At 69.3% G+C, this 24,660-nt stretch carries 24 protein-coding genes and 2 pseudogenes; 17 read left to right on the forward strand and 9 right to left on the reverse strand.

Annotated elements, in window-relative coordinates:
- Nucleotides 1-3 precede the first annotated feature (3 nt).
- A complete protein-coding gene (locus ACZ5IQ_RS24610; RefSeq protein WP_212814588.1) occupies nucleotides 4-567 on the reverse strand; it encodes a TetR/AcrR family transcriptional regulator in 564 nt (187 codons plus the stop codon).
- Nucleotides 568-669: 102 nt separating this feature from the next.
- Between ACZ5IQ_RS24610 and ACZ5IQ_RS24615 the strand changes: the two are divergent.
- Nucleotides 670-870 (forward strand): annotated as a pseudogene (locus ACZ5IQ_RS24615) (SDR family NAD(P)-dependent oxidoreductase); the annotation flags it as partial.
- 79 nt (nucleotides 871-949) lie between these two features.
- On the opposite strand, the pseudogene ACZ5IQ_RS24620 reads toward ACZ5IQ_RS24615, so the two are convergent.
- Nucleotides 950-997, reverse strand: a pseudogene (locus ACZ5IQ_RS24620) (hypothetical protein); the annotation flags it as partial.
- A gap of 194 nt (nucleotides 998-1,191) precedes the next feature.
- Here ACZ5IQ_RS24620 and ACZ5IQ_RS24625 point away from each other — a divergent pair.
- On the forward strand, nucleotides 1,192-1,833 hold the full coding sequence (locus ACZ5IQ_RS24625) for a TetR/AcrR family transcriptional regulator (RefSeq protein ID WP_318986628.1): 642 nt from the start codon (nucleotides 1,192-1,194) through the stop codon (nucleotides 1,831-1,833).
- Between the two features lie 30 nt (nucleotides 1,834-1,863).
- The gene (locus tag ACZ5IQ_RS24630) at nucleotides 1,864-3,582 is read left to right on the forward strand and encodes a DEAD/DEAH box helicase (RefSeq protein WP_464480411.1); all 1,719 of its coding nucleotides are present in this window, start codon (nucleotides 1,864-1,866) and stop codon (nucleotides 3,580-3,582) included.
- Nucleotides 3,583-3,585: 3 nt separating this feature from the next.
- Here the strand turns inward: ACZ5IQ_RS24630 and ACZ5IQ_RS24635 are convergent, their stop codons facing one another.
- Nucleotides 3,586-4,401 (reverse strand): HAD-IIA family hydrolase, encoded by an 816-nt coding sequence (locus tag ACZ5IQ_RS24635; RefSeq protein ID WP_464480412.1) that lies wholly within the window; start codon nucleotides 4,399-4,401, stop codon nucleotides 3,586-3,588.
- A gap of 68 nt (nucleotides 4,402-4,469) precedes the next feature.
- On the opposite strand from ACZ5IQ_RS24635, the gene ACZ5IQ_RS24640 reads away from it, so the two are divergent.
- Genes ACZ5IQ_RS24640 through ACZ5IQ_RS24660 form a run of 5 tightly spaced genes read left to right on the forward strand, consistent with a single transcriptional unit; the run spans nucleotide 4,470 to nucleotide 10,449 of the window.
- Nucleotides 4,470-5,390, forward strand: a complete 921-nt coding sequence (locus ACZ5IQ_RS24640) for an SDR family NAD(P)-dependent oxidoreductase (protein ID WP_464480413.1) — start codon at nucleotides 4,470-4,472, stop codon at nucleotides 5,388-5,390.
- Nucleotides 5,391-5,394: 4 nt separating this feature from the next.
- The gene (gene moeA / locus ACZ5IQ_RS24645) at nucleotides 5,395-6,594 is read left to right on the forward strand and encodes a molybdopterin molybdotransferase MoeA (protein ID WP_464480414.1); all 1,200 of its coding nucleotides are present in this window, start codon (nucleotides 5,395-5,397) and stop codon (nucleotides 6,592-6,594) included.
- Between the two features lie 29 nt (nucleotides 6,595-6,623).
- A complete protein-coding gene (locus ACZ5IQ_RS24650; protein ID WP_464480415.1) occupies nucleotides 6,624-7,355 on the forward strand; it encodes a phosphatidylserine decarboxylase in 732 nt (243 codons plus the stop codon).
- Nucleotides 7,352-8,242, forward strand: coding sequence for a CDP-alcohol phosphatidyltransferase family protein (locus tag ACZ5IQ_RS24655; RefSeq protein ID WP_464480416.1), 891 nt, complete (start codon nucleotides 7,352-7,354; stop codon nucleotides 8,240-8,242). The genes ACZ5IQ_RS24650 and ACZ5IQ_RS24655 overlap by 4 nt, the downstream gene beginning before the upstream one ends.
- Entirely contained in the window at nucleotides 8,239-10,449 is a 2,211-nt protein-coding gene (locus ACZ5IQ_RS24660; RefSeq protein ID WP_464480417.1) for an AAA family ATPase, read from the forward strand. Before ACZ5IQ_RS24655 ends, ACZ5IQ_RS24660 begins: the two co-directional genes overlap by 4 nt.
- Here the strand turns inward: ACZ5IQ_RS24660 and ACZ5IQ_RS24665 are convergent.
- Complete coding sequence (locus ACZ5IQ_RS24665; RefSeq protein ID WP_318986636.1) at nucleotides 10,446-11,024, reverse strand: TetR/AcrR family transcriptional regulator; 579 nt, start codon at nucleotides 11,022-11,024, stop codon at nucleotides 10,446-10,448. The two genes, ACZ5IQ_RS24660 and ACZ5IQ_RS24665, sit on opposite strands and share 4 nt — an antisense overlap.
- 97 nt (nucleotides 11,025-11,121) lie before the next feature.
- Between ACZ5IQ_RS24665 and ACZ5IQ_RS24670 the strand changes: the two genes are divergently transcribed.
- Entirely contained in the window at nucleotides 11,122-11,748 is a 627-nt protein-coding gene (locus tag ACZ5IQ_RS24670) for a hypothetical protein (protein ID WP_464480418.1), read from the forward strand.
- Here ACZ5IQ_RS24670 and ACZ5IQ_RS24675 read toward each other — a convergent pair.
- Genes ACZ5IQ_RS24675 through ACZ5IQ_RS24685 form a run of 3 tightly spaced genes read right to left on the reverse strand, consistent with a single transcriptional unit; the run spans nucleotide 11,711 to nucleotide 15,123 of the window.
- Nucleotides 11,711-13,228: a zinc ribbon domain-containing protein gene (locus ACZ5IQ_RS24675; protein ID WP_464480419.1), complete on the reverse strand. Its 1,518-nt coding sequence runs from the start codon at nucleotides 13,226-13,228 to the stop codon at nucleotides 11,711-11,713. The two genes, ACZ5IQ_RS24670 and ACZ5IQ_RS24675, sit on opposite strands and share 38 nt — an antisense overlap.
- Entirely contained in the window at nucleotides 13,225-14,778 is a 1,554-nt protein-coding gene (locus ACZ5IQ_RS24680; protein WP_406801545.1) for a S53 family peptidase, read from the reverse strand. The genes ACZ5IQ_RS24675 and ACZ5IQ_RS24680 overlap by 4 nt, the downstream gene beginning before the upstream one ends.
- A gap of 60 nt (nucleotides 14,779-14,838) precedes the next feature.
- Nucleotides 14,839-15,123 carry a hypothetical protein gene (locus ACZ5IQ_RS24685; protein ID WP_167526427.1) on the reverse strand — a complete coding sequence of 95 codons (285 nt, stop codon included), beginning with the start codon at nucleotides 15,121-15,123 and terminating at the stop codon, nucleotides 14,839-14,841.
- Between the two features lie 347 nt (nucleotides 15,124-15,470).
- On the opposite strand from ACZ5IQ_RS24685, the gene ACZ5IQ_RS24690 reads away from it, so the two are divergent.
- Nucleotides 15,471-16,097: an LGFP repeat-containing protein gene (locus ACZ5IQ_RS24690; RefSeq protein ID WP_406774292.1), complete on the forward strand. Its 627-nt coding sequence runs from the start codon at nucleotides 15,471-15,473 to the stop codon at nucleotides 16,095-16,097.
- Here ACZ5IQ_RS24690 and ACZ5IQ_RS24695 read toward each other — a convergent pair whose 3' ends face one another.
- Both ACZ5IQ_RS24695 and ACZ5IQ_RS24700 read right to left on the reverse strand, forming a co-directional pair.
- Nucleotides 16,098-16,547 (reverse strand): SRPBCC family protein, encoded by a 450-nt coding sequence (locus tag ACZ5IQ_RS24695; RefSeq protein WP_406774291.1) that lies wholly within the window; start codon nucleotides 16,545-16,547, stop codon nucleotides 16,098-16,100.
- Between the two features lie 15 nt (nucleotides 16,548-16,562).
- Entirely contained in the window at nucleotides 16,563-17,576 is a 1,014-nt protein-coding gene (locus ACZ5IQ_RS24700) for a VWA domain-containing protein (RefSeq protein ID WP_406774290.1), read from the reverse strand.
- A 160-nt stretch (nucleotides 17,577-17,736) separates the two neighbouring features.
- On the opposite strand from ACZ5IQ_RS24700, the gene ACZ5IQ_RS24705 reads away from it, so the two are divergent.
- From ACZ5IQ_RS24705 to ACZ5IQ_RS24735, 7 genes are read left to right on the forward strand one after another with little or no spacing between them, the layout of a single operon-like run.
- A complete protein-coding gene (locus ACZ5IQ_RS24705) occupies nucleotides 17,737-20,571 on the forward strand; it encodes a Na+/H+ antiporter subunit A (protein ID WP_464480420.1) in 2,835 nt (944 codons plus the stop codon).
- Nucleotides 20,568-21,041 (forward strand): Na(+)/H(+) antiporter subunit C, encoded by a 474-nt coding sequence (locus ACZ5IQ_RS24710; RefSeq protein ID WP_464480421.1) that lies wholly within the window; start codon nucleotides 20,568-20,570, stop codon nucleotides 21,039-21,041. The genes ACZ5IQ_RS24705 and ACZ5IQ_RS24710 overlap by 4 nt, the downstream gene beginning before the upstream one ends.
- On the forward strand, nucleotides 21,038-22,630 hold the full coding sequence (locus ACZ5IQ_RS24715; RefSeq protein WP_464480422.1) for a Na+/H+ antiporter subunit D: 1,593 nt from the start codon (nucleotides 21,038-21,040) through the stop codon (nucleotides 22,628-22,630). Before ACZ5IQ_RS24710 ends, ACZ5IQ_RS24715 begins: the two co-directional genes overlap by 4 nt.
- Entirely contained in the window at nucleotides 22,627-23,157 is a 531-nt protein-coding gene (locus tag ACZ5IQ_RS24720) for a Na+/H+ antiporter subunit E (protein ID WP_406774288.1), read from the forward strand. The genes ACZ5IQ_RS24715 and ACZ5IQ_RS24720 overlap by 4 nt, the downstream gene beginning before the upstream one ends.
- Entirely contained in the window at nucleotides 23,154-23,429 is a 276-nt protein-coding gene (locus tag ACZ5IQ_RS24725) for a monovalent cation/H+ antiporter complex subunit F (protein ID WP_138250687.1), read from the forward strand. Before ACZ5IQ_RS24720 ends, ACZ5IQ_RS24725 begins: the two co-directional genes overlap by 4 nt.
- A complete protein-coding gene (gene mnhG, locus ACZ5IQ_RS24730) occupies nucleotides 23,426-23,761 on the forward strand; it encodes a monovalent cation/H(+) antiporter subunit G (protein WP_406774287.1) in 336 nt (111 codons plus the stop codon). The genes ACZ5IQ_RS24725 and mnhG overlap by 4 nt, the downstream gene beginning before the upstream one ends.
- Complete coding sequence (locus ACZ5IQ_RS24735; protein ID WP_464480423.1) at nucleotides 23,748-24,659, forward strand: class I SAM-dependent methyltransferase; 912 nt, start codon at nucleotides 23,748-23,750, stop codon at nucleotides 24,657-24,659. Before mnhG ends, ACZ5IQ_RS24735 begins: the two co-directional genes overlap by 14 nt.
- Nucleotide 24,660 lies beyond the last annotated feature (1 nt).

The following is a 24,660-nucleotide window of genomic DNA, read 5'->3' on the forward strand; positions in this document are numbered from 1 at the left end:
ACGCTACTGACGAGGCCGGAGTCCGTCCATCATCAATTCGACGACGCGGTCGGCGGCGTCCGCGCTGTACCGCTGCGCGGCGTTCGCCGCCACGAGCAGCGTCTTCACATCCGAGGGCGTGACGTCGGCACGAACGGCGCCGGCACCTTGCGCGGCGGCCAGCAGCTGGCCCAGCAGCGCCAGGAATTCCTCTTCGACATCGGGCACCAGGGCGTTGACGTCGATCCCGAGACCGGCGAGCGCGTCGACCAGCCCCTGGTCGGTTTCGCCCCACCGCACCATCGAGCGCAGGAAGTCGAACAGCGCCTCGCCCGGCGCGTCCGACGCCAAACACGCCCGGCCGGCGCCCATGACGACTTCCAGCCGATCCTCGATCACCGCGCGGTAGAGATCGTCCTTGGTCGGGAAGTGCCGGTAGACGGTGCCGGCGCCGACGCCGGCCCGCCGGGCGATCTCGTCGATGGGCACCGAAAGGCCCTCTTCGGCGAAGGTTTGGTAGGCGACTTCCAGCACGCGAGCGCGGTTCCGGGCCGCGTCGGCCCGGAGCGGCCTCTTCGGTTTGCAGATCATCATGCTCCCGGGAACAAATAAAACGGGGCGACCGTTCCGGATAAGTGAAGCATCCGGGGCGCTCGCCCCGGTTCAAGCCCAGGCTACCGAGGAACCGTCATGACCAAGTGGACTACCGCCAACATTCCCGACCAGACCGGACGCACCGCCGTCATCACCGGCGCCAACACCGGTCTCGGCTACGAGACCGCCGCGGCGCTCGCCGCCAAGAACGCACACGTCGTGCTCGCCGTCCGCAATCTCGACAAGGGCAAGGACGCCGTCGACCGCATCCGGCAGGCCACGCCCGACGCCGACGTCGCCCCACCCGAAAACCGATATCGCAGGCGTGCCGGCAGGCGACGTCGAGCAGTGCGGTCTTGCCGGACCCGGCGGCACCGGACACCACCACGGTGCGCCCGCGCGGGGTGTCGCTGATCGCGGCCATCAACCGCGAAAGTTGTTCGCCGCGACCGACGAGTTCCGGGGGCGGCGCGGCCAACCGTTCCGGACAGGGCTCAGCGACCACACCACCTCCTGTGATCCACGTCCCACCCGATGCCGAACGTTAGGCAGGCCTCACCTCACTGTCAACTAATTAGTTAGTTAGCAAACGCCGACCCGGCAGCTAAAATCTCCGGAATGGGCCACCCGCGAGATTCCGACGCCACGCGCGCGCGGCTGCTCTGCGCGGCGACCACCGAATTCGCCCAGTACGGCATCGCCGGAGCGCGGGTTGATCGCATCGCCGCCAACGCCGGCGCCAACAAGGCGCAGATCTATCACTACTTCGGCAGCAAAGATCAGCTGTTCGACGCCGTCTGGGCCGCGATGACGCAGAAGTTCTTCGCCGACAGCCCGGTGGTCGCCGACGACCTGCCCGCGTACGCCGCCCATCTGATCGATGTCTATGCCGGCCAGCCCGAAGTCGGCCGGCTGATCTCCTGGCACCGGCTGGAGCGAGCCGACGACACCGCCGCGGGGTTTCCCGGCGAGACGATGCACGAACAGATCGCGTCCATCGCCGCCGCCCAGGCCGACGGCAAGCTCACGGGTGAGCTGCCCGCGCCGGTGCTGTTCACCCTGGTGCTCACCATCGCGTCGATGTGGCACAACCTCAGCCCCACGCTGCTCGCCGTGATCGGCATCGACGACCATGCCCAGCGCAAGGCCATCGTCTGCGACGCGGTGACGCGCCTGATCAGCACCTCGGCCGGCGACACCGACGAGCCGAGCGCCAGGACACGCCGGGCAAATGTGCATCCGCCAAACCCGTTGCCCTAGACTGCCCTTCGACCAAGGAGGAGTCTTCGGGTGCGGGCTTATGCAGCGCCCAGCACCCAGGCTTTGCGGGGCTGGCAGCGTCGGGCTTTGGTGCGGTATCTGACCGCCAAGCCACGTGATTTTCTTGCGGTCGCGACCCCGGGCGCAGGCAAAACGACCTTCGCGCTGCGGATCGCCGGCGAGCTGCTGACGGAGCGCACCGTCGACCAGGTTGTGGTCGTCGTCCCGACCGAGCACCTCAAGACCCAGTGGGCGGAAGCCGCGGCGCGCGTCGGCATGGCGCTCGATCCCAAGTTCAGCAACTCGACGGGCCAGACGTCGTCGGACTACCACGGCATCGTCGTCACCTATGCCCAGGTGGCCAGCCACCCGACGAAGCACCGGGTGCGCACCGAGAACCACAAGACCCTGGTGATCTTCGACGAGGTCCACCACGGCGGCGACTCGAAGAGCTGGGGCGAGGCCATTCGCGAGGCCTACGACGACGCGACGCGGCGCCTCTGCCTGACCGGGACCCCGTTCCGGTCCGACGACAGCCCCATCCCCTTCGTGCAGTACGAGCCCGACGGCAGCGGCCATCAGCAGTCGGTGGCCGACCACACCTACGGCTACTCCGATGCGCTCGCCGACGGCGTGGTCCGCCCGGTGGTGTTCATGGCCTACTCCGGTGAGGCCCGCTGGCGCGACAGTGCCGGCGAGGAGCACGCGGCCCGCCTCGGCGAGCCGCTCACCGCCGAGCAGACCGCCCGGGCCTGGCGGACCGCGCTGAACCCCGAGGGCGAATGGATGCCCGCCGTGATCGCCGCGGCCAACAAGCGGCTGGGCCAGTTGCGGCAGAGCATCCCCGACGCCGGCGGCATGATCATCGCCACCGACCAGACGACGGCCCGCGCCTACGCCAAGCTGCTGCACACCATCACGGGCGAGGAGGCGACGGTCATCCTGTCGGATGACCCGACGGCGTCGGCGCGCATCTCGCAGTTCTCCGAGGGCACCAGCCGCTGGCTGGTCGCGGTCCGCATGGTGTCCGAAGGTGTCGACGTGCCGCGGCTCGCGGTCGGGGTGTACGCCACGAGTGCGTCGACCCCGCTGTTCTTCGCCCAGGCCATCGGCCGGTTCGTGCGCCTGCGGCGCAAGGGCGAGACGGCCAGCATCTTCCTGCCGTCGGTGCCGAACCTGCTGGAGCTGGCCAGTGAGCTGGAGCGCGAACGCAACCACGTGCTGGGCAAGCCGCACCGCGTGTCCGACGGGCTCGACGACGAATTGCTCGAGCAGGCGCAGAAGAAGGAAGACGAGAAGTCGGAGCTGGAGAACGGCTTCGAGATGCTCGGCTCGGACGCCGAGCTGGACCAGGTGATCTTCGACGGCTCGTCATTCGGTACCGCGACGGAGACCGGCAGTGACGAGGAAGCCGACTACCTGGGTATCCCGGGTCTGCTCGACCCCAGCCAGATGCGGGATCTGCTGAGCAAGCGCCAGGACGAGCAGCTCCAGAAGCGCAGCGCCAAGGCCGCCGCCACGGGCGCACCGCCCCCACCCATGACCACGCACGGCCAGCTCCGCGAGCTGCGCAAGGAGCTGAACCTGCTGGTTGCTGCGTTCCATCACCGCACGGGCCGGCCGCACGGCTGGATTCACAACGAGTTGCGGCGCCGCCACCCCGGCCCCCCGGTCGCGGCCGCGACCCGCGAGCAGCTGCAGGACCGCATCGCCGCGATCCGGAACATGCAGCGCGAGCTGACGGCCTGACCCCTAAAGCCCGAGCAGCTCCGGCAGATCCGCGACGGAGTCCACGACGTAGTTCGGCTGCATCGCGAATTCGTCTGCGGCCCAACGGTCCAGCGTGTCCTGGCGGAATTTTCCGGTGCGCACCAGCACGCCGGTCATGCCCACGACCTGGGCCGCCAGCACATCGTTGTTGAGGTCGTCACCGACCATGTACATCTCTTCGGGTTCGACGCCCAGGCGCGCCGCCGCGGTGAAGAACCCGGCGGGTGCGGGCTTGCCGACGGCGGTGCCCTGGTACCCGGTCGTCTGCTCGAGGCCCGCCAGATACAGCCCGGTGTCGACCCGCAATCCGTCGGCGGTGTTCCACGCGTTGCTGCGGTGCATGGCGACCACGGGGACGCCGCGGGCCATCCAGTCGTAGACCCAACTCAGGGTCAGATGCGTGTATTCGGGTCCCGCGCCGCCGAGCAGCACCACGTCCGGCGTGTCGGGTTGGCTCGGGCCAGCGAAGTCGGAGGCGTACACCAGATCGACGCCCGGCATGTCCGCGCCGATCTGGCCGTTGTTCACCAGGAAACATCGGGCGCCCGGGTAGCGGTCACGTACGTAGTCGGCGGTCAGCACCGCAGCGGTGACGACCTCGTCGGCGGCAACCTCAATGCCTGCGGCACACAGCAATTCGGCGATCTGCTGGCGGGTCCGGGTGGTGGTGTTGGTCAGGAACGAGCGGGCGATCTGACGCTCGTCCAGCGCCCGCAACGTCTCGGCCGCACCGTCGATCGGACGCCACGAGGTCACCAGGACACCATCGATGTCGAAGAGCACCCCGCCGATTGCCATGCTGCCGACAGTAAACGCCCGCCGCTCCCGCGCAACTCAGGCGGTCCACCTCGGTAGTGTCTTCGCGCATGAGCACCAAATGGACCGCGGGCGATGTGCCGGACCAGACGGGGCGGGTGGCGATCGTCACCGGCTCGAACACCGGCTTGGGTTACGAGACGGCGCGCGTACTGGCGGGCAAGGGCGCTCGCGTGGTCATGGCCGTACGCGACACCGCCAAGGGCGACGACGCCGCCGCGCGGCTCCGGGCGAGCACCCCCAACGCCGACGTCGTCGTACAGAAGCTGGACCTGGGCTCGCTGACCTCGGTCCGCGCCGCGGCCGACGACCTGCGGGCGGCCTACCCCCGGATCGATCTGCTGATCAACAACGCCGGCGTGATGTATCCGCCGAAGCAGACCACCGCCGACGGCTTCGAATTGCAGTTCGGCACCAACCATCTGGGTGCCTTCGCGCTCACCGGCCTGTTGATCGAGAACCTGCTGCCCGTCGCAGGCTCGCGGGTGGTGGCGCTCGGCAGCATTGCCCACAACATCCAGGGGAAGATCGAGTTCACCGATCTGCAGTGGGAGACCCGCAAGTACAACCGCGTCGCGGCATACGGCCAGTCGAAGCTGGCGAACCTGATGTTCGCCTACGAGCTGCAGCGCCGGCTCGTCGCCACGAATGCCGAAACCATCTCGGTCGCCGCGCATCCCGGCATCTCCAACACCGAGTTGATGCGCCACATCCCTGGCTCGAACCTGCCCGGCTTCAACAAGCTCAGTGGACTGGTCGCCAACAGCCCGGAGGTCGGCGCGCTGGCCACACTGCGGGCGGCGACGGACCCGACCGTGCGGGGTGGCGAGTACTACGGGCCGTCGGGCTTCCGCCAACTGGTCGGGTACCCGGTGCTGGTCCAGTCGAGCGCGCAGTCGCATGACGCCGGCATCCAGCGTCGGCTGTGGACGGTCTCCGAAGAACTGACCGGCGTCACCTTCCCGATCTAGCGTCATGCGCACTGTCGAGGAACATCAGCAGGTCGTCGCCGGGTTGATCAGCGCCCGGCCGGCCGTCACCGTGCCGCTGGCCGATGCTCTGGGCCTGGCCCTCGCCGAGGACGTCGTGGCGCCGCTGTCGCTGCCCGGTTTCGACAACTCGGCCATGGACGGCTACGCCGTATTGGCGGCCGACGTGGCCACCGCCACTGCCGACAATCCTGTGAAACTGCCTGTCGCCGAAGACATTCCGGCGGGCCGGACTGACCTGCTGACTCTGACGCCCGGCACCGCGCACCGCATCATGACCGGCGCCATGCTGCCGGCCGGGGCCACCGCGGTGGTCCAGGTCGAGGCCACCGACGGGGCGACCGACGTCGTGTCGATCTACTCGGCGGTCCCCGAAGGCCGGAGTATCCGGCGCGCCGGCGAGGACGTCACCGCCGGGATGACGGTGCTGCCCGCCGGCGAGGTGCTGTCCCCGGCGGCACTGGGGCTGGCCGCCGCCCTGGGCCTCGCCGAACTGAAAGTGATTCCGCGGCAACGGGTTCTGGTCCTGTCCACCGGGACGGAGCTGGTCACCCCGGGCACGCCGCTGCAGCCCGGACAGATCTACGAGTCCAACGCCGTGATGCTGGCCGCCGCGCTGCGGGACGCCGGCGCCGACGTCGCGACCGCACCGGCGACGTCCGACGACGTCGCGCTGTTCCGGGAGACGCTGGCCGGCCATGCCGCGGGCGTCGACCTCATCGTCACCACGGGCGGCGTCAGCGCCGGCGCGTATGAGGTGGTGAAAGACGCGCTGGCCCGGGATGTCGAGTTCGTGAAGGTCGCCATGCAGCCCGGTATGCCGCAAGGAGCCGGCCGCTTGGGAGGCACTGCGAACGGCACCGCAATCGTGACGTTGCCGGGCAATCCGGTCTCGGCGCTGGTGTCGTTCGAGGTGTTCATCCGGCCTCCTCTGCGCGCCGCGATGGGGCTGCCGTCCGAGAGGCCGCGCCGCTCGGCGACGCTCACCGAGACGTTGACCTCCCCCGCCGGGAAACGCCAGTTCCGCCGCGGCGTGCTCGGCACCGATGAGCAGGTGAGCAGCTACGGCCCGCCGGCCTCACACCATCTCCGATGGCTGGCGACGGCAAACTGTCTGCTCGACATCGGCGAGGACGTGGTCGAATTGGCGGCCGGATCGCCCGTGCCCGTCTGGGATCTGAGTTAGAGCCCCGCAAACCGTAGAATCGAGTCCCCATGGCAAGACCTGCGCGCCCCCCAGCTGACAATCCAGAGTCCGAACTGTCACGTTTCGTCGACCTGGTCCGTTCCACCGTTCCCCCGATGCACCCGGCCGGGCTGCCGTTTGTCGGCGGTGCCCTCGGTGTCGCCGCCATCGGCCACCGCAAGCGCTGGGTCCGGGCAGCCGGTCTGGCCGCGGCCGCCGCGTGCGCCGGGTTCTTCCGGCATCCGCCGCGGACGCCACCGAGCCGGCGCGGCGTCGTCGTCGCCCCGGCCGATGGTCAGGTGACGCTCATCGACGAGGCCGTCCCGCCCGCCGAGCTGAACCTGTCCGACGAGCCGCTGCCGCGGATCAGCATCTTCCTGTCCCTGTTCGACGCGCATGTGCAGCGCGCGCCGGTGGCCGGTGAGGTGATCACGGTCAAGCACAAGCCGGGCCAGTTCCTCTCCGCTGACAAGGCCGAGGCCAGCGAGGACAACGAGCGCAACAGCGTCTGGCTGCGCACCGCCGACGGTCATGACGTCGTCGCGGTGCAGCTCGCCGGTCTGCTGGCCCGTCGCATCGTGTGCAACACGCACCCGGGTGCGCAGCTGGCGCTCGGCGAGACGTACGGCCTGATCCGGTTCGGCTCCCGCCTGGACACCTACCTGCCCAAGGGCTCGGTGATCGAAGTCGAGATCGGGCAGCGCGCCATCGGCGGCGAGACCGTGCTGGCAGAGCTGCCGACCACCGGATCGCCGGCATGAACCCCCGGATCAAGACTCCGCAGGTGAGCTTGCGGAAGCTGGTCCCCAGCGCTCTGACGGTCGCGGCCATCTGCCTGGGGCTGACGGCGGTCAAGTTCGCGCTCGACCACCGCCCCACCGAGGCCATGGCGCTGCTGGCGGGTGCCGCGATCCTCGACGCGCTCGACGGCCGCGCGGCCCGCATGCTGAACGCGACGTCCAAGATGGGCGCCGAGATCGACTCGCTGGCCGACGCGGTGAACTTCGGTGTGGCGCCGGCGTTCATCGTGTACGGCACCCTGCTCGAGCACAACAGCTCGCCGCTGGCGTGGATCGTGGTGCTGCTGTACGCGGTGTGCATCGTGCTGCGGCTGGCGCGCTTCAACGCCATGCTCGACGTGGAGGGCCCGGCGTTCGAGAAGGAGTTCTTCACCGGCATGCCGGCCCCGGCCGGCGCCATCGGCGCCATCGGCCCGCTGGCGGCCAAGATGCAGTTCCCCGGCCCGTGGTGGGATTCGCACTGGGGTCAGGTGTTCATCTGCGTCTGGCTGATCGGCGTCTCGCTGCTGACGGTCAGCACCGTGCCGATGCGCAAGGTGCACACCTTCGCCATCCCGCCGAACATGGCGCTGCCGCTGCTGGCGCTGCTCGCGATCCTGGTGGCCGCCTCGGTGATGTACGGCTACATCGTCATCCTGGTGATCATCGTCGCCTACGTGCTGCACATCCCGTTCGCCGTCCGAACCAAGAGGTGGCTGCGTGAGCACCCCGAGGTCTGGGACGACAAACCCAAGCAACAACGGCAGGCGCGCCGGGCCATCCGGCGGGCGCAGCCGCGGCGCACCGACCGCGGGCAGCGCCGTTCCACGGCCCGACTGCGGTTGCGTAGGCCGGGTCCGCGTCGATGACGCAGGGCGTGCGGGACGCGGCGTCACCTGAACCCCCACCGGGCCAATTGCGGCTCACCGCACGGCTCAACACCTCGGCACTCGACGCCCGTCGCGGCGTGGTGATGCTGCACCCGGAAGCGATTGCCGCCCTGGGTATCCGCGAGTGGGACGCGGTGTCGCTGACCGGCACGCGCACCACCTGTGCGGTGGTCGGTGTCGCCGCCGCCGGCACTCCCCCGGGCACCGCCCTGCTCGACGACGTGACGCTGTCCAATGCCGGCATCCGGGCCGACGCGCCGGTGCTGGTGTCACCCGCGACGGTGTACGGCGCCCGCTCGGTGACCGTCAGCGGTTCGCGACTGGCCAGCAGTTCGATATCGCCGGCGACGTTGCGAATGGCGTTGCTGGGCAAGGTGATGACGGTCGGCGACACGGTGTCGTTGCTGCCGCGGGACCTGGGCCCGGGCACCTCGACGTCGGCGGCCACCGCGGCGCTGGCCACCCAGGTCGGCATCACCTGGACCTCGGAGCTGCTCACCGTGACGGGCGTCGACCCCGCCGGCCCGGTCAGTGTGCAGCCGAATTCGGTGGTCACCTGGAGCGACGCGACCGTCGTCACGGCCACCGCGGCCGCGCAGCCGGTGATCTCACCGGCCGAAACCGGTACCGCCCAAACTCTTTCGATCGATGATCTCAAGGGCATGACCGCCCAGGTGACCCGCCTGACCGAGTGGCTCAAGCTGGCGCTGGACGAGCCGCAGTTGCTCGAAACATTGGGCGCCACCGCCAATCTGGGGGTCCTGGTGTCCGGGCCCGCTGGCGTCGGGAAGGCCGCCATGGTGCGGACGGTGTGCGCGTCGCGTCGCCTGGTCGAGCTCGACGGCCCGGAGGTCGGGGCGCTACGCGCGGAGGACCGGCTCGCCGGTGTCGCCGCTGCCGTGAGTTCGGTGCGCGACGGCGGTGGCGTCCTGCTCATCACCGACGTCGACGCGCTGTTGCCCGCCGTCGCCGAACCCGTGGCCACGTTGATCCTGACCGAGCTCCGCAAGGCCGTCGCCAGCCGCGGTGTGGCATTCATCGCGACGTCGGCCGTGCCCGACGGCGTGGACGCCCGCCTTCGCGCCCCCGATCTCTGCGACCGTGAGCTGGGGCTGACCCTGCCCGACGCGGCCACCCGCAAGGCCCTGCTGGAGGTGCTGCTGCGGTCGGTGCCCGCCAAGGACCTGAACCTGGACGAGATCGCCGAACGCACACCGGGATTCGTCGTCGCCGATCTGGCTGCCCTGGTGCGTGAGGCCGCGCTGCGGGCGGCCGCCCGAGCCAGCGCCGACGGCGCCGAACCCGCCCTGACGCAGGATGACCTGACCGGCGCGCTATCCGTGATCCGGCCGCTGTCGCGGTCGGCGACCGAGGAGGTCGCGGTCGGGTCGGTGACCCTCGACGACGTCGGCGACATGGTCGCGACCAAACAGGCGCTGACCGAAGCGGTGCTGTGGCCGCTGCAGCACCCGGACACCTTCGAGCGGCTGGGCGTGGAACCACCCCGCGGGGTGCTGCTGTACGGGCCACCCGGCTGCGGCAAGACATTCCTGGTGCGGGCGCTGGCCAGCTCCGGCCGGTTGTCGGTGCATGCCGTCAAGGGCGCCGAGTTGATGGACAAATGGGTCGGTTCGTCGGAGCGCGCGGTGCGCGAATTGTTCCAGCGCGCACGCGATTCCGCGCCGTCGCTGGTGTTCCTCGACGAGATGGATGCACTGGCCCCGCGCCGCGGCCAGAGCTTCGATTCCGGCGTCACCGACCGCGTGGTGGCCGCGTTGCTCACCGAGCTGGACGGCATCAACCCGCTGCGCGACGTCGTGGTGGTGGGCGCCACCAACCGGCCGGATTTGATCGACCCCGCGCTGTTGCGTCCGGGCCGGCTGGAGAAGCTGGTCTTCGTCGAGCCGCCCGACGCCGAGGCCCGCCGTGAAATCCTGCGTACCGCAAGCAAATCCATCCCTCTGGCGCCCGACGTCGACCTCGGCGAGCTGGCCGGAGACCTCGACGGTTACAGCGCTGCGGACTGCGTCGCCCTGCTGCGCGAGGCCGCGCTGACCGCGATGCGCCGGTCGATCGACGCCGCCGATGTCACCGCGGCCGATGTGGCCAAGGCCCGCGAGACGGTGCGGCCGTCGCTGGATCCGGTTCAGGTGCAATCACTTCGGGAGTTCGCCGAGGGCCGCTAGGACCCGGCCAGACCCACGACGGCGCGCATCGCGGCCCGGACGCGGCGTTCCAGCTCACCGGGGTCGGTGCTGTCGAACTTGCCGTCCAGGAACAGGAATGCCAGGCCGTGCACGAGCGCCCAGACGGCGTCGCTCAACGCGTCGGCGTCCGCGTCCGGAAACACGCGGGCGATGTTCGCGCGGAGGTAGGTCGAGATCGCCGCGACGGCGTCGGCCCGCTCGGGGCTGCCGGCATCGCCCTGCTCGCTGAACATCGCCCGGAAGAGCGCGGGACGACGCAGCGCGAATCGGACGTAGGCGATGGCGACGTCGGCGATCTCGTCGGCAGTCGAGGGGGTCTGGCTGACGGCCACGAGGTCCTGCGCCAGTTCGCGATAGCCGACGGCCGCGACGGCCGACATCAGCGCGTCGCGGTCCTGGTAGTGCCGGTACGGGGCGGCCGCGGTGACTCCGGCGTGCCGGGCGACGGCGCGCATCGACAGCGCCGCGGCGCCTTCCTCTTCCAGCAGCGCGAGCGCCGACTGCACCAGGGCGGTCCGCAGATCGCCGTGGTGGTACGTCACTTTCGCCGTCATCCTGCGTCCCGCCTCACAAATGTTGACACTGTTTACATTGCCCCATATAAATGTGAGCAGCGTTCACATCGTACGACCCGAAGGCAACCGACCACCGATGAACCAGCCCGTCCCCCACCACCACGTCGCGATCGTGGTCACCGGCCCAGGCGCGCTCGCGGCGGCGGTCCGGCTGCACCAGGCGGCGGTCGACGACGTCGTGCTGGTCGACCACGACACCGACGAGGTGCTGGCAGTGCACTGGCGGGCGGACCGGCAGCACTGGCGCATCACGACCGCGAGCGGCGAGCAGACGGCAACCCACGTCGTCGTCGACACCGACGCTCTGGCCGACCGGCTGGTCGGCACCGCGGGCGTCTCCATGGCCGAGAGCTGGGACGGCGAGCCCTTCGCCTATCTGGGGACTGCCGTCCACGGCTTCCCGAACTGCTACCTGGTGCACGGCCCGGACATCGGCCTGCGCCACAACTCGGTCGAACGGATGCGGGAGTCGCAGGCGGAGTACCTCGCCGCGGCAGTGACCTACGCCCGCGACTTCGGCTTCGCCGCGGTCGAACCGACACCGGCGGCCCAACAGAACTACTGCGACTTCCGGCCGCGGCGCACTGCCGATTTCCGCCGGCGCACCAACCGCTTCACCCCGAGGGATCATCTGGTCCAGCGACCGGTGCGCGAGCCGGTCGCCGTCAGCGCGGCGGGTCGCCCCGCCACCGAAAGCTGTTGACGTACTTGCCCATATCCGCGGCCAGCTCCAGGCTGACCCCGGTCGGCGGCCCCGAGCCCGGACCGAATTCGCTGAACGGTCCGGCCGCGGCGGCGATCAACGCGAGGTCGTCCTTGACGGCCACCATGACCAAGATGCGGGTGCGTGAGGCCACGACGTTCTGTCCGTCCGGCCAGTCGTCGGCAGCGACGCCGTAACCCGGGTGATACCCCACCAACGTGTTGGGTATCTCGTAGGCCACCCGCGAGTCGGGGAACTTGTCCAACAGCAACATCATGGTGATGTCCCTGGCGTCGCGGCCCCGCGCCGGTTCTCCCCACAGCCGCATGATCCCGCCGGTGCCGCCGGTGTATTGGGCCGTCACACCGGTGTCGTCCATGGTCACCGAATAGGCGGTACCCGGCGCCGGATAGGAGACGCTGAAGGCACCGTCGGGGGCGGTGAAGCGCGGGTTGATCACCACGGGCTTCCCCATCGGCGGGTGACCGCAATTGGGTGGGCACTGATACCGCGCCACGGGTTGGGTCGTCGCAGCGGCGACGCCGACCAGCCCGAGCGCCAGCACCACCACCACCGCGGTCCAGATCGCGACCAGCCGCGGCGCGGACAGTGCGTGCGCGGCGTGGGGTGCGGCGCCGCCAGATTCTTCGTGCCGCAACGTCAGCCGCAGGACCAGACGGAGCAGCAGCACCCCCAGCACGGCGAACGCGATGTGCCAGGCCAGCTTCGCCCACTGCGAGATGTCGGCCGAATCCTCGTCACCGAGCCACATGTGCGCCAGCACCGGCACGACCGCGATCAGCAGTACCCGCCACCAGATCCGGCTGCCGCGGGGCCGGAACCACAGTGCGGCACCGAGCATGCCGGCGGCGGCCGCCGCGGTGATGGGCATGGTGATGCCACGGATCACGGCGTCGATGAGAAAGTCCGCCAACGGCTGGTCGTGGTCGACGAGTCCCGAATCCAGCTGGGCGAACATCCGGACCGCCGTGGTCGCGGCGGTCAGGCCCAAGGCGCCGCTCGCGCCGATGACATAGCCGTACAACGCTTTTCGGTCACCGGGACTGAAGAGCCGGAGAAGCAGTGCGGGCGCGATGACCAACAGCGCCTCCACCGCCGAGAGGCCGGCCTCGACGGTCCGCAGATGCACTGCGGCAACGCCACTTTCGAGCGGGACACCGTAGGCACGCGCGACGACGGCGCCGGACCCGAGGGCGAAGGCCACGCCGAACGCGATGCCGAGGCCCGCACTCACGAGCAGCCGGGCCTGCGCCGCGCCCCGGTAGTCCAACTGCCGGATGTACAACGCGAACAGCAGCGGAATCCCCACGGCCACAAGCGAGATGAACAAACCGGGAAGGCGCAGTGCCGCGGCACCGGCGAGCCACGCGACGAAGACGGCCACGCCGATCTGGAACGCCCGGTGGGTGCGTGCCGGGAGCTGCGGGAACAGCGTGCTCACCAGTCCGATGCCGCTCATCCGGTTGTCCCCTGCGCCACCAGCAGGCTGCGCGCCAGCTTGTCGACATCCGGCGTGCCCAGACCGGTGACGGAGTCGAAGCCGGGGCCGGCCATCGCGACCGCGTTACCGCCGACGGTGACATCGTGGAACGCCGGGAGGCGGCCGGCCCGCTCCAGGCGGTACAGCAACGGGTTCAGGTCGCCGAGCAGTCGTCCGCCATGATCGAGCAGGTACTGGTCGATCACCGCGGCCATCCCGGCCCAGATCGGCGCGGACATGGACGTGCCACCGGCCAGCACCGTTTCGCCGCCGAAGACCATGCGGGCTCCGGTGAAGAAGTCCGCGACCGCCGAGATGTCCGGGACCAGCCGCTTGTTGCGGCCGCGGTCCGACGGCACACCCCGTTGCCATGCCGGGCGGTCGAAAAGGGCCGATGCCCCGCCGCCACTGCCGTGGGTGAGGGGCACGTCGAACCAGGCCAGTTCACCCAGCCACTGGCCGTGCTCGTCGGTGGACAGCGTGGTGCCGCCGACGGCCGTCATCTCGGGCACCGACGCCACCGAGTCCAGTCCGATGTCGTCGATGCTCGGCGGTGCCGACCAGTCCTGCCCGCCTTTGCATTCCAGGCCCGCCAGGTCACCACTGGCGTCGAATGCGGTGGTGCCGCTCCGGTGCGCCCGCGCCAGGGCCGAGCGCACCGGCGCCAGATCGGCAGCGGTGAGCATCTTGTCGCAGCCCCAGCCGATCGACAGGCTCCACTCGGCGCCGGGGAAGCGCCGGTCGGCGTCGGCCATCATCTCGCCGATCTTGCGGTAGGCGCCGTCGCCGGACACCGTCGGCCGGGCATTGACGTAGACGGTTCGGGCATCAGGCGCGATGGCGTGCGCCATCTGGAGATCCATCGTGGTTTCGCCGGTGCGCTCGGATGGCATGTCCCCCACCACGATCGGGGTGAAGCGCGGCAACTGGTTCAGGTCGGCGAACATGTCGAGATCGGATTGATCGAAGCCGTCGAAACCGAAGATGACGATGGTCCGTCCCTTGCCCGTGTAGCCCTGATCGGACAGCGGAAAGACGTTGTAGGCGCGGCGCAGATCCTGGGCCGTGAGACCACCGGCGGGCACGTCACGCGGCATGATCAGCGGCCGCGACTCCCGGAACGGCGTGTAGCCGAGGAGTCTGCCGAAGCCGCTCAGTTCGGGCACCAGCGACGGCGGCGGCTCAGGCTGACTGGTCGCGGCGTAGAAGGTCTGCCCGCGGCGCCCGCGGTAGTCGCGGACCTCGACGCGCAACGCCCGCGCCATGGCACGGGCGTCGCCTTCGACGGTGGCCCAGTCGTCGCCGGGCCGCCAGTGCACCGAAAGCCCTGCGGCTCTTGCCCATTGGATCAGCCCGTCGGGCCGGGTGGCACGGGTCAGCGCAGCGGTGAGTTCGACGTGCGCTGCTGCCGAGGGGCCGAGATCGACCGACGCCGAGAGGAGGTGGGCCAGTGGACCGGACAGGGACAGCCGTCCGGCCCGCTCAGCAGGCGGGCCGGCCGACGCCAGCGCCGTCAGCCCGACTGCCACCAGTACTGCGCCGATGCGCCGTACGGCGCATCGGCGACCTACTGGGATGGAGCTCCCGTCTTAGTGCGGAGCGGTGACGACGTTGCCCGGCAGCGCCGTCTGCGGTCCCGGAGCCTTCACCGTCGGGGAGAACGAGTTGCCACCCTTGGTGGGCCCGCCCTTCTCGCTCGGCGTCACCGGCGACGAGGAGGCGGGTGCCGACGTCGTGGTGGTGGTGCTCGTGGTGGTGGTCGGCTCTTCCTTGGCCTTCTCGCCGCAGGAAGACAGCAGGCCCATGGCGAGTCCGGCGGTCACGGCGAGGCCGGCCACCATCTTCTTACGGGTCGAGTGCCGAACGGTGGTCATACCGATTCTCCTTAGTCCATTCCGTTCGCCCCGACGGCCGAAGCCACGAAGAAACGGGCATCGCGATCGTAATCTGATTCGCTTCTCACAGCATACCGACAAGCGATTTCCATTGCTGGGATATCTAGCCCGATATCGGGACATCACACCATGCCAGCAAACAATGAGGCAGGCATGAGAATTCGGGCCGAGAGCGCAACTACTGGGGCCGATGAGGCGGCAGTGGCTGTCAACCCTAAACGTTTCCTCAAAGTAGTACTTGGCGTACCAGTGACCAATACGGTCGGAATGGTTCGGACTTCAATGGCGAAGTCGTTTCACTGTCGAATACATAGGGGAAGTTTCACGTGAAAAACGAATTGCTGTTCCGCCGCACCGCCGCCGCCATCGGCATCGCCGCGGTCACCGGCGCCGCCGTCGTGGCCTGCTCGCAGACCAAGGACATCGGCTCCACCGCGTCGTCGGCCGCCAGCTCCGGCGCGAGTGCGGCATCATCCGCCGCCAGCTCGGGAGCCAGCGCGGCATCGTCCGCGGCCAGCTCCGCGTCGAGCGCCGCGTCATCGGCGATGGCCGGTCCACCCTCGTCCATCAACGCACCCGGCGTCGGCGAGGTACAACTCGACGGCCCCATCGCCGACGCGTACCACAAGGCCGGCGGCGAGGCCGCTCTCGGCCTACCGACCGCTCAGCCCCAGAAGGTCGGCGACGGCACGGTGCAGGCCTTCGCCAAAGGCACCATCTTCAGCTCGCCCGCGACCGGAGCCCATCTGGTGCAGGGCGAAATTCTGCGCGAGTACACCGAAAAGGGTGGTGCCGGAGGCGAATTGGGCTTCCCCACCACTGACGAAGCCCAGACCGCCGGGGGCCCGGACGTACCCAAGGGCGGCTGGATCAGCGAGTTCCAGAAGGGCACCATCACCTGGCTGAACCAGGGTGACGGCACCTTCAAGGCCACCATCACCCCCAAGCAGTAGTCACTGCTCTTCGGCGAGCGCGGCGAGCCGGGCCAGTGAGGCCTGCAGCCAGTCTGCGGAGGTCTGCCTGGCCCGGTTCAGCCGCTTCTCGTCGGTCAGTGCCGTCCAGTCGTAGGTATGGGTGACGCGGGTGTGCCCGTCGTCGATGGGCTCGAGTTCCCAGCGCCACAGGTGCCCCGGCTGCGGCAGTCCGGGTTCGGACGGCTTCCACGCGATGCGCCGTCCCTCGTCGAATTCGACGACGTGGTTCTCCCGGACGGCGCCGACGGTCAGGCCCATGACGAACACGTCACCCACGGCGCGGACGCGTTGGCCGGCGGCCGCCTCCGCCAGGTTGTCGTTGCCGTCCCACCGCGGCTGCTGTGCGGGGTCGGCGATCAGCTCGAAGATCCGCGCCGCGGGGGCGGCGATGTCACGGCTGGCGCTGACGACCCGAGTTTCGTTGTCCACGAGTCATATTCAACCCTATGTCGGCAGTCGCCGGTTGATCACCAGCGCGGAGATCACCGCACACGTCAGGGCAAACACGCCGAGGCGCAGCCATGCCGTCCCACCGGGGCCGCGGATGATCTCGTAGCCGATCTGCTGCTGAATGGCGTCGTAGCTCTTGTTCAGGTCCTCGATCTTGGCCGCCGTGTACATCTGCCCGCCGGACAGCTCGGCGACCCGCTTCATCGTGGCGTCGTTGACCGGGACGTTGACACTCTGATTGTCGACCTTGATCTTGCCGCCCTTGGTCCCGAACGCGATGGTGGAGATCGGGGTATCCGACTCTTTGGACGTCCGCGCGGCGGTGTACGCGCCGTGCGGGCTGTCCGGGTTGCCCGGCCGGTTCTCGGCACCGTCGGACAGCAACACGATGCGTTTCGGCGGCTTGTCGGTGTTGCCACTGCCACCCAGCACGTCCGACAGGGTCGAGATCGCGCGCAGGGCCGCGAAGATGCCGTCGCCGGTCGCGGTGCCGTCGTCGACGGTGAGGTGGTCCAGCGCGGTGATGGTCGCGTTGTGGTCGGGGGTCGGCGACACCAGCAGGTTGGTGTTCCCGGAGAACGTGACCAGACCGAGGTTCACCCCGGGGGTCAGCTTCTTCGCGAACTGTTTGGCGGCGTCTTTCGCGGCGGCCAGCCGGCTCGGTGAGACGTCATCGGCCTCCATGGACCGGGAGACGTCCATCACCAGCATGATCACCGCGCGGTTGCGTGGGGTCTTGATCTCGTGGGTGGGCGCGGCCAGCGCGACGGTCAGGGACAGCAGCGCGGCCACCGAGAACACCATCGGCAGGTGCCGCCAGCGCGTCGGCTGCAGGGGCACGACGTCGGTGCGCGGCTGGTCGCCGGCATAGCTGCGAAGCCGGGCACTGCGGTTGCGCTGTGCCGCGAGATAGGCGGCGACCAACGCGATGGGTAACAGTGCGGTCAGGAACAACCAGGGGTGGGCGAAGCCCGACAATGACACCGATCCGATTCCCGGAAGACTCATCGGCGCCCCGTCGCGTTCGTCACCATAAGTGAAAAGTGTAGGAGTCGGTGCATCGTGCACCCGGTAGCGGGGCTGTGGCCTGCGACAACCGTCAGACCACGGCAGTCACAGGCGCCCCGTAAGCTGGCCGCGGACCGTCCCCGACGCCTGCCGGAGGCCCATGCTCACCGTTCTGTACGTTCACGCGATCGCCACTGTGCTCGCTCCACTGTTGGTACGACGCTGGGGACGGCGGGCTTTCTATCCGCTCGCGCTGGCGCCCGCCGGCTCCCTGGTCTGGCTGGCTTCGAACTGGCCCGGCACCGGCGAGCAGACGGTGCACATCGACTGGGTGCCGCAGCTGTCCATGGACATCACGCTGCGGCTGGATTCGCTGTCGGCGATCGTGTCGGTGCTGGTGCTGGGGGTCGGCACGCTCGTGCTCCTGTACTGCGCCGAGTACTTCCACCACGCGGACGGGCACACCGAGAACCGGCTGCCCAGCTTCGCCGCCGAACTCGTGGCGTTCTCGGGCGCCATGTTCGGACTGGTCTGCAGCGACAACACGCTGCTGCTGTATCTGTTCTGGGAGCTGACGACCATCCTGTCGTTCCTGCTCGTCGGCCACTACGCCGAACGCGTCGCCAGCCGGCGCGCGGCCACCCAGGCACTGCTGGTCACTACGTTCGGCGGCCTGGCGATGCTGACGGGCATCATCATGCTGGGCACGCTCGCCGGCACCTACCGGCTGTCGGACCTCGTCGCCAACGCGCCGACGGGCACCACGTCGTCGGTGGCCGTCGTGCTGGTGCTGATCGGCGCGCTGTCCAAGTCGGCCATCGTCCCGATGCATTTCTGGCTGCCGGGCGCCATGGCGGCGCCGACTCCCGTGAGCGCCTATCTGCACGCGGCGGCCATGGTGAAAGCGGGCGTGTACCTCATCGCCCGCATGACGCCCGGTTTCGCCGACCACCAGCCGTGGCGGCCGACGGTCGTGACGCTGGGTCTGGTCACGCTGCTGCTGGCGGGTTGGCGCGCCGTCCGCGAGTACGACCTCAAGCTGATCCTGGCCTTCGGCACGGTGAGCCAGCTCGGGTTGATCACGGTGATGGTCGGCGCCGGCGGTGGTGATCTGATGCTCGCCGGCCTCGCCATGCTGTGCGCGCATGCCATGTTCAAGGCCGCACTGTTCATGGTCGTCGGGATCATCGACCACGCCACCGGCACCCGCGACATCCGGAAACTGGCCTGGCTCGGCCAACGCAGCCCCGTGCTGCTGGGCATCGCCGTCGCCGCGGCCGCCAGCATGGCCGGGCTGCCGCCCTTCCTCGGCTTCGTCGCGAAGGAAGCCGATTTCGAAACCCTGTGGCACAGCCCGACGTTGGGGGCCTCCGCCCCGTTGGTGCTGGCGACGGTGGCGTTCGGGTCGGTGTTCACCATGATCTACAGCCTGCGGTTCCTGTACGGGGCGTTCGCACGCAAAGGCAGGGACGAGCCCACGATTCGCGTCGCCGAAATGCACCGGCCCAGCGTCGGTTTCCTGGTGCCACCGGGCTTCCTGGCCGTCGCCGGCCTCGGCTTCGGGTTGCTGCCGAACGCGCTGGACCACGCGATCGCCGACTACACCGCGACCATGCCGGGCAGTACCGGGTACCACCTGGCGCTGTGGCACGGCGTCAACATGCCGTTGCTGCTGTCGGCCGTGATCGTCGCTGCCGGTGCGGCGGCGTTCGTCCTGCGGCATCGCCTCGAGCGAATCCGGGTGCCCTACCTACCGCTGGGCAACGCCGACCGGATGTACGACGCGGCCATCCGCGGCGCGGACCGCTTCGCCGTGCGGTTGACGGCGTTCACCCAGCGCGGTTCGATCCCGACGACGCAGGCGATGATCCTGTCCACCCTGACCGTGCTGCCCATCGCGGTGCTGTTGCTGGGCCCGCGGGACCAGCCCGATCTGAAATTGTGGAATTCGCCGCTGCAGGTGGTCGTCGGCCTCATCGTGCTGGCGGCGGCAGTCAGCGCGACGGTGATGCGCAACCGGCTGGCGGCCGTGCTGGTCGTCGGCGTCACCGGTTACGGCTGCGGCACGCTCTACATCTTCTACGGGGCACCGGACCTGGCGTTGACCCAATTCCTGGTCGAGACACTGACTTTGGTGGTGTTCCTGCTGGTGCTGCGCACCCTGCCCGCCGAATCCGACGCCGCCCACATGAAGCGGCACCGGCTCCCCCGCGCGCTGCTGGCCACCGCTGTCGGCGCGTCGGTGACGGCGCTGGCGGTCTACGCCATGGCCGCCCGCCACACCCGGCCGCTGGCCGAGCTGCTGCCCGACGCCGCGTACTACCGCGGGCACGGCGCCAACACCGTCAACGTGCTACTCGTGGACATCCGGGCCTGGGACACCCTCGGCGAAATCTCGGTGCTGCTGGTCGCCGCGACCGGCGTGGCATCAATGGTGTTCCGGCACAGGCGTTTCGGTTCGGCGCCCCGGGTACCGAAGGATCACCGGCCGACACCCGACATCACCTGGCTGCGCGGCAGCGACCTGCGCGATCCGCGGCACCGGTCCCTGGTGCTCGAAGTCGCGACCCGCATGATCTTCCCACTCATCATGGTGCTGTCGGTGTACTTCTTCTTCGCCGGGCACAACACGCCCGGCGGCGGTTTCGCCGGCGGGCTCACGGCCGGTCTGGCGCTGGTGCTGCGGTACCTCGCCGGCGGCCGTTACGAATTGGGCGAGACGCTACCGCTGGACGCCGGGAAGATTCTGGGCGCCGGTCTGACCCTGTCCGCCGGGACGGCGACGGCCTCGCTGCTGCTCGGTGCGCCGGTGCTGTCCAGCGCGGTCGTGAAATTCACGCTGCCCCTGCTGGGTTCGGTGAAGGTGGTGACGGCGCTGTTCTTCGACCTCGGCGTGTACCTGATCGTCGTGGGCCTGGTGCTGGACATCCTGCGCAGCCTGGGAGCGAAAGTCGACGAAGAGTTGTACGCACCACGTGAGGCGGCCGCCCGATGACGACCTATCTCGTACCGCTCGTACTCATCGGCAGTCTCACCGGCACCGGTGTGTACCTGCTGCTGGAGCGCAACCTGACCCGAATGCTGTTGGGCCTGTTGCTGATCGGCAACGCGGTGAACCTGCTGATCCTGGTGATGGGTGGCGACTCCGGTAATCCGCCGGTGCGCGGCCGCACCAGCCACGGTCGGACGGGGATCGCCGATCCGCTGGCGCAGGGCATGGTGCTGACTTCCATCGTCATCACGATGGGCGTCGCCGCGTTCGTGCTGGCGCTCATCTATCGGGCCTACCGCCTGACCACGGTCGAAGAGGTGGGCAACGACCCCGAGGACAGCCGCGTGGTGCAGCTGTCGTCCACCGACACTCCGGCGGTCGAGGAGGACCGCGGCAAGCCCGCCGTCGTCACCGACGCCGACGCACCCGCGGAACTCGACGCGCTGCCCGCCGACCCGGTGGAGCAGGCGTGACGGCGGGTGCGGTGCTGGCGCCGCTGCCCGTGCTGATCCCGATCCTCGGTGCCGCCACGACGTTGTTCGCGGGTCGCCGGCCGCGGCTGCAGCAGGTCATCGCGGTCGTGGCGCTCGCCGCGGTGACGGCGGTCTGCGCGGCGCTGGTCTACGTCGTCGACCACAGCGGCACCGTCGCGGTCCACGTCGGCGGCTGGGGCCAGACCGAACCCGGCATGGGACCGCTCGGCATCGTGCTTGTCGTCGACCGGCTTTCGGCCCTGATGCTGGTGGTGTCCTCGATCGTGCTGCTGGCGGTGGTCTGGTACGCCATCGGGCAGGGCATCCGCGACGGCGGTGACGAGCAGCCGGTGTCGATCTTCCTGCCGACCTACCTGGTGCTGTCGGCCGGCGTCTGCATCGCGTTCCTCGCGGGCGATCTGTTCAACCTGTTCGTCGGCTTCGAGGTGCTGCTGGCCGCGAGCTTCGTACTGCTGACCGTCGGCGCCAGTGAGGAGCGGGTCCGCGCCGGCATCGGCTACGTCATGGTGTCCATGGTGTCGTCGGTGATCTTCCTGATCGGCATCGCGCTCACCTACGCGGCCACCGGCACCCTGAACCTCGCCGAGCTGGCGAACCGGCTCGACGGCATCACCCCGGGTACCCGGGCGGCGCTGTTCGCGGTACTGCTCGTGGCGTTCGGCATCAAGGCGGCGGTGTTCCCGCTGTCGGCATGGCTGCCCGACTCCTACCCCACCGCCCCGGCACCGGTCACCGCGGTGTTCGCCGGCCTGCTCACCAAAGTCGGTGTGTACGCCATCATTCGGGCCCATACGCTGCTGTTCCCGGGCGGCTCGCTCGACGGCGTGCTCATGGTCGCGGCGCTGCTCACCATGTTGATCGGCATCTTCGGCGCCATGGCCCAGAGCGACATCAAGCGACTGCTGTCCTTCACCCTGGTCAGCCACATCGGCTACCTGGTGTTCGGTATCGCGGTGTCCAACCGGATCGGCATGGCCGGCGCCATCTACTACGTGGCCCACCACATCGTCGTGCAGACCACGCTCTTCCTGGTGGTGGGGCTGATCGAGCGGCAGGCCGGGGCCTCGACACTGCAGCGCCTCGGTGGACTCGCGGCGGCCAGCCCGCTGCTGGCGTTCGTGTTCATCATCCCGGCGCTGAACCTCGGTGGCATTCCACCGTTCTCGGGTTTCATCGGCAAGGTGGCGCTGCTGCAGGCCGGCACCGAGAGCGCGTCGGTGCTCGCGTGGGCACTGGTCGCCGGCTCGGTCATCACCAGCTTGCTGACGCTGTACGTCATGGCGCGGGTGTGGACGCTCGCGTTCTGGCGCGCCCGCGCCGACGCGCCGGAGGGCATGCTGTCCACGGCGGCCCCGGCCGGCCTGCTCGAGCCGGTGGCGAACGTCGCCGTCGACGACCGGCCCGACGTCGGCCGGATGCCCGTCAGCATGCTGGCGCCGACCGCGGTGCTCATCGCGGTGGGGCTCGCCCTGACGGTGTTCGCGGGGCCCATCTTCGGGTTCGCGGAGCGGGCCGCCGACGAGGTCGCCGACCGCGGCCAGTACATCTCGGTGGTGTTGACGCCATGAGGCAGTGGTTACCGCGCGTGGGCATCCTGGTCTGGCTGATGGCGGTGTGGATTCTGTTGTGGGGCAACATCTCCGCTGCCAACATCCTCGGCGGCCTCGCCGTCGCCGTGCTGATCACGGTGCTGCTGCCGTTGCCGCAGGTGCCGGTGGCGGGCCGGCTGCATCCACTCTCACTGGCGTGGCTCGTGCTCAAGGTCGCCTACTACCTGGTGCAGTCCTCGTTGCAACTCGCCTGGCTGGCGGTCAGACCCGGACCCCCACCGCTGACCGCGGTGCTCCGGGCCCGGCTCGCCCTCAAATCCGACCTGGTGCTGGCAGTGGCGGTCAACGTCATCAACCTCATCCCCGGCTCGATCGTGCTGGAGGTCGATCAGGCGCGCCGGATGATCTATGTCCACGTCCTCGACGTCGGATCCGAGCGCGCGGTGCAGCAGTTCCACCGCCAGATCGCCGAGGTGGAGCGGTTGATGATCGCCTCGTTCGAACGTGAATCCCATTGGCAGCCTTTGGAAGCGGACCCTGCATGAACACCATCTGGACCATCGCCGCTGTGATGCTGATCGCGGCCGCGGCCATCACGGTGTTCCGGCTGCTGGCCGGCCCCGGCACCCTGGACCGCCTGGTCGCGCTGGACACGTTCGTCGCCGTCACCATGTGCGGCATCGGCACGTGGGCGGCCTACAGCCTCGACACCACGGCGACGTACAGCTTGACGGCGCTGGCCCTGATCACCTTCGTCGGCTCTGTCAGCGTGGCCCGGTTCCGTGTCCGCGACACCGATCAGGAGCCGCCGCGATGAACGTATTCGACATTGTCGCAGGCGTTTTGGTGCTCGCCGGATCGGTGCTGGCACTGACGGCGGCCATCGGCGTCGTGCGTTTCCCGGACACGCTGTCACGGCTACAGGCCGCCAGTAAGCCCCAGGTGCTGGGGCTGCTGCTGGTGCTGACCGGGGCCGGGCTGCGCCTGCGCGGGCACGCCGACGTCGGCATGCTGATCCTGGCCGGCTTGTTCACCCTGATCACCGCCCCGGTGGTGGCCAACCGCGTCGGCCAGCTCGCCTATCGTGAACAGAGTTTCCGCGACGACCTGCTGATCCGCGACGAATTGGACGACTATGGCGCGAACTGACGACGATTCCTGGGACATCACCGAAAGCGTGGGCGCCACCGCGTTGGGGGTGGCGATGGCCCGGGCCGCCGAATCCGCCTCGGACAAGCCGTTGTTCGAGGATCCGTGCGCACAGATCTTCGTGGACGCGGCGGTCGCGCGCGGCTGGTCGTCGCCGTTCGCCGGCGGCGCTGCCGGTTCGGCACAGACGCAACGCATGCGCATGGTGTGGGCATACGCGGCAGCGCGCACCAAGTGGTTCGACGAGTTCTTCGCGTCGACCAGCGCCGACGGCATCCGCCAGGTGGTCATCCTGGCCGCGGGACTGGACGCGCGGGCCTGGCGACTCCCCTGGCCGGACGGCACCGTGGTTTTCGAGATCGACCAGCCGAAAGTGCTGGCGTTCAAGGAGGAAACCCTGGCGACCCATGACATTCAGCCGGTCGCCCGGCACGTCGGCGTACCCATCGACCTCCGTCACGACTGGCCGGAAGCCTTGCGGCGAAGCGGTTTCGACCCCGCTCAGCCGACGGCCTGGCTCGCCGAGGGGCTGCTGCCCTACCTGCCCGCCGAGGCCCAGGATCTGTTGTTCGACCGTATCCACGAACTCAGTGCGCCCGGTAGCCGCGTCGCTGTCGAGGGCTTCGGCGCCAACTATTTCAGCGAGGAGAACCAGCGCATCCGCAAAGCCCGGATGGATGCGATCCGTGAGGAAGCCGCCAAAGCCGGTCAGCAGGTGACCGACGTCGCCGAGCTCTTCTACCCAGAGCCGCGCGAAGACGTCGCCGAGTGGCTGACGCGCCACGGCTGGCAGGCTGGGGTCGAGACCTCCGCCGAAGTCACCGCCCGGTACAAGCCGGAAGTCGCCGGCGAGGTGCCGGACATCGGCAGCGAGTTCGTCGACGCCAAGTTGGTCTGAG

The sequence above is a fragment of the Mycobacterium toneyamaense genome, assembly GCF_055384815.1.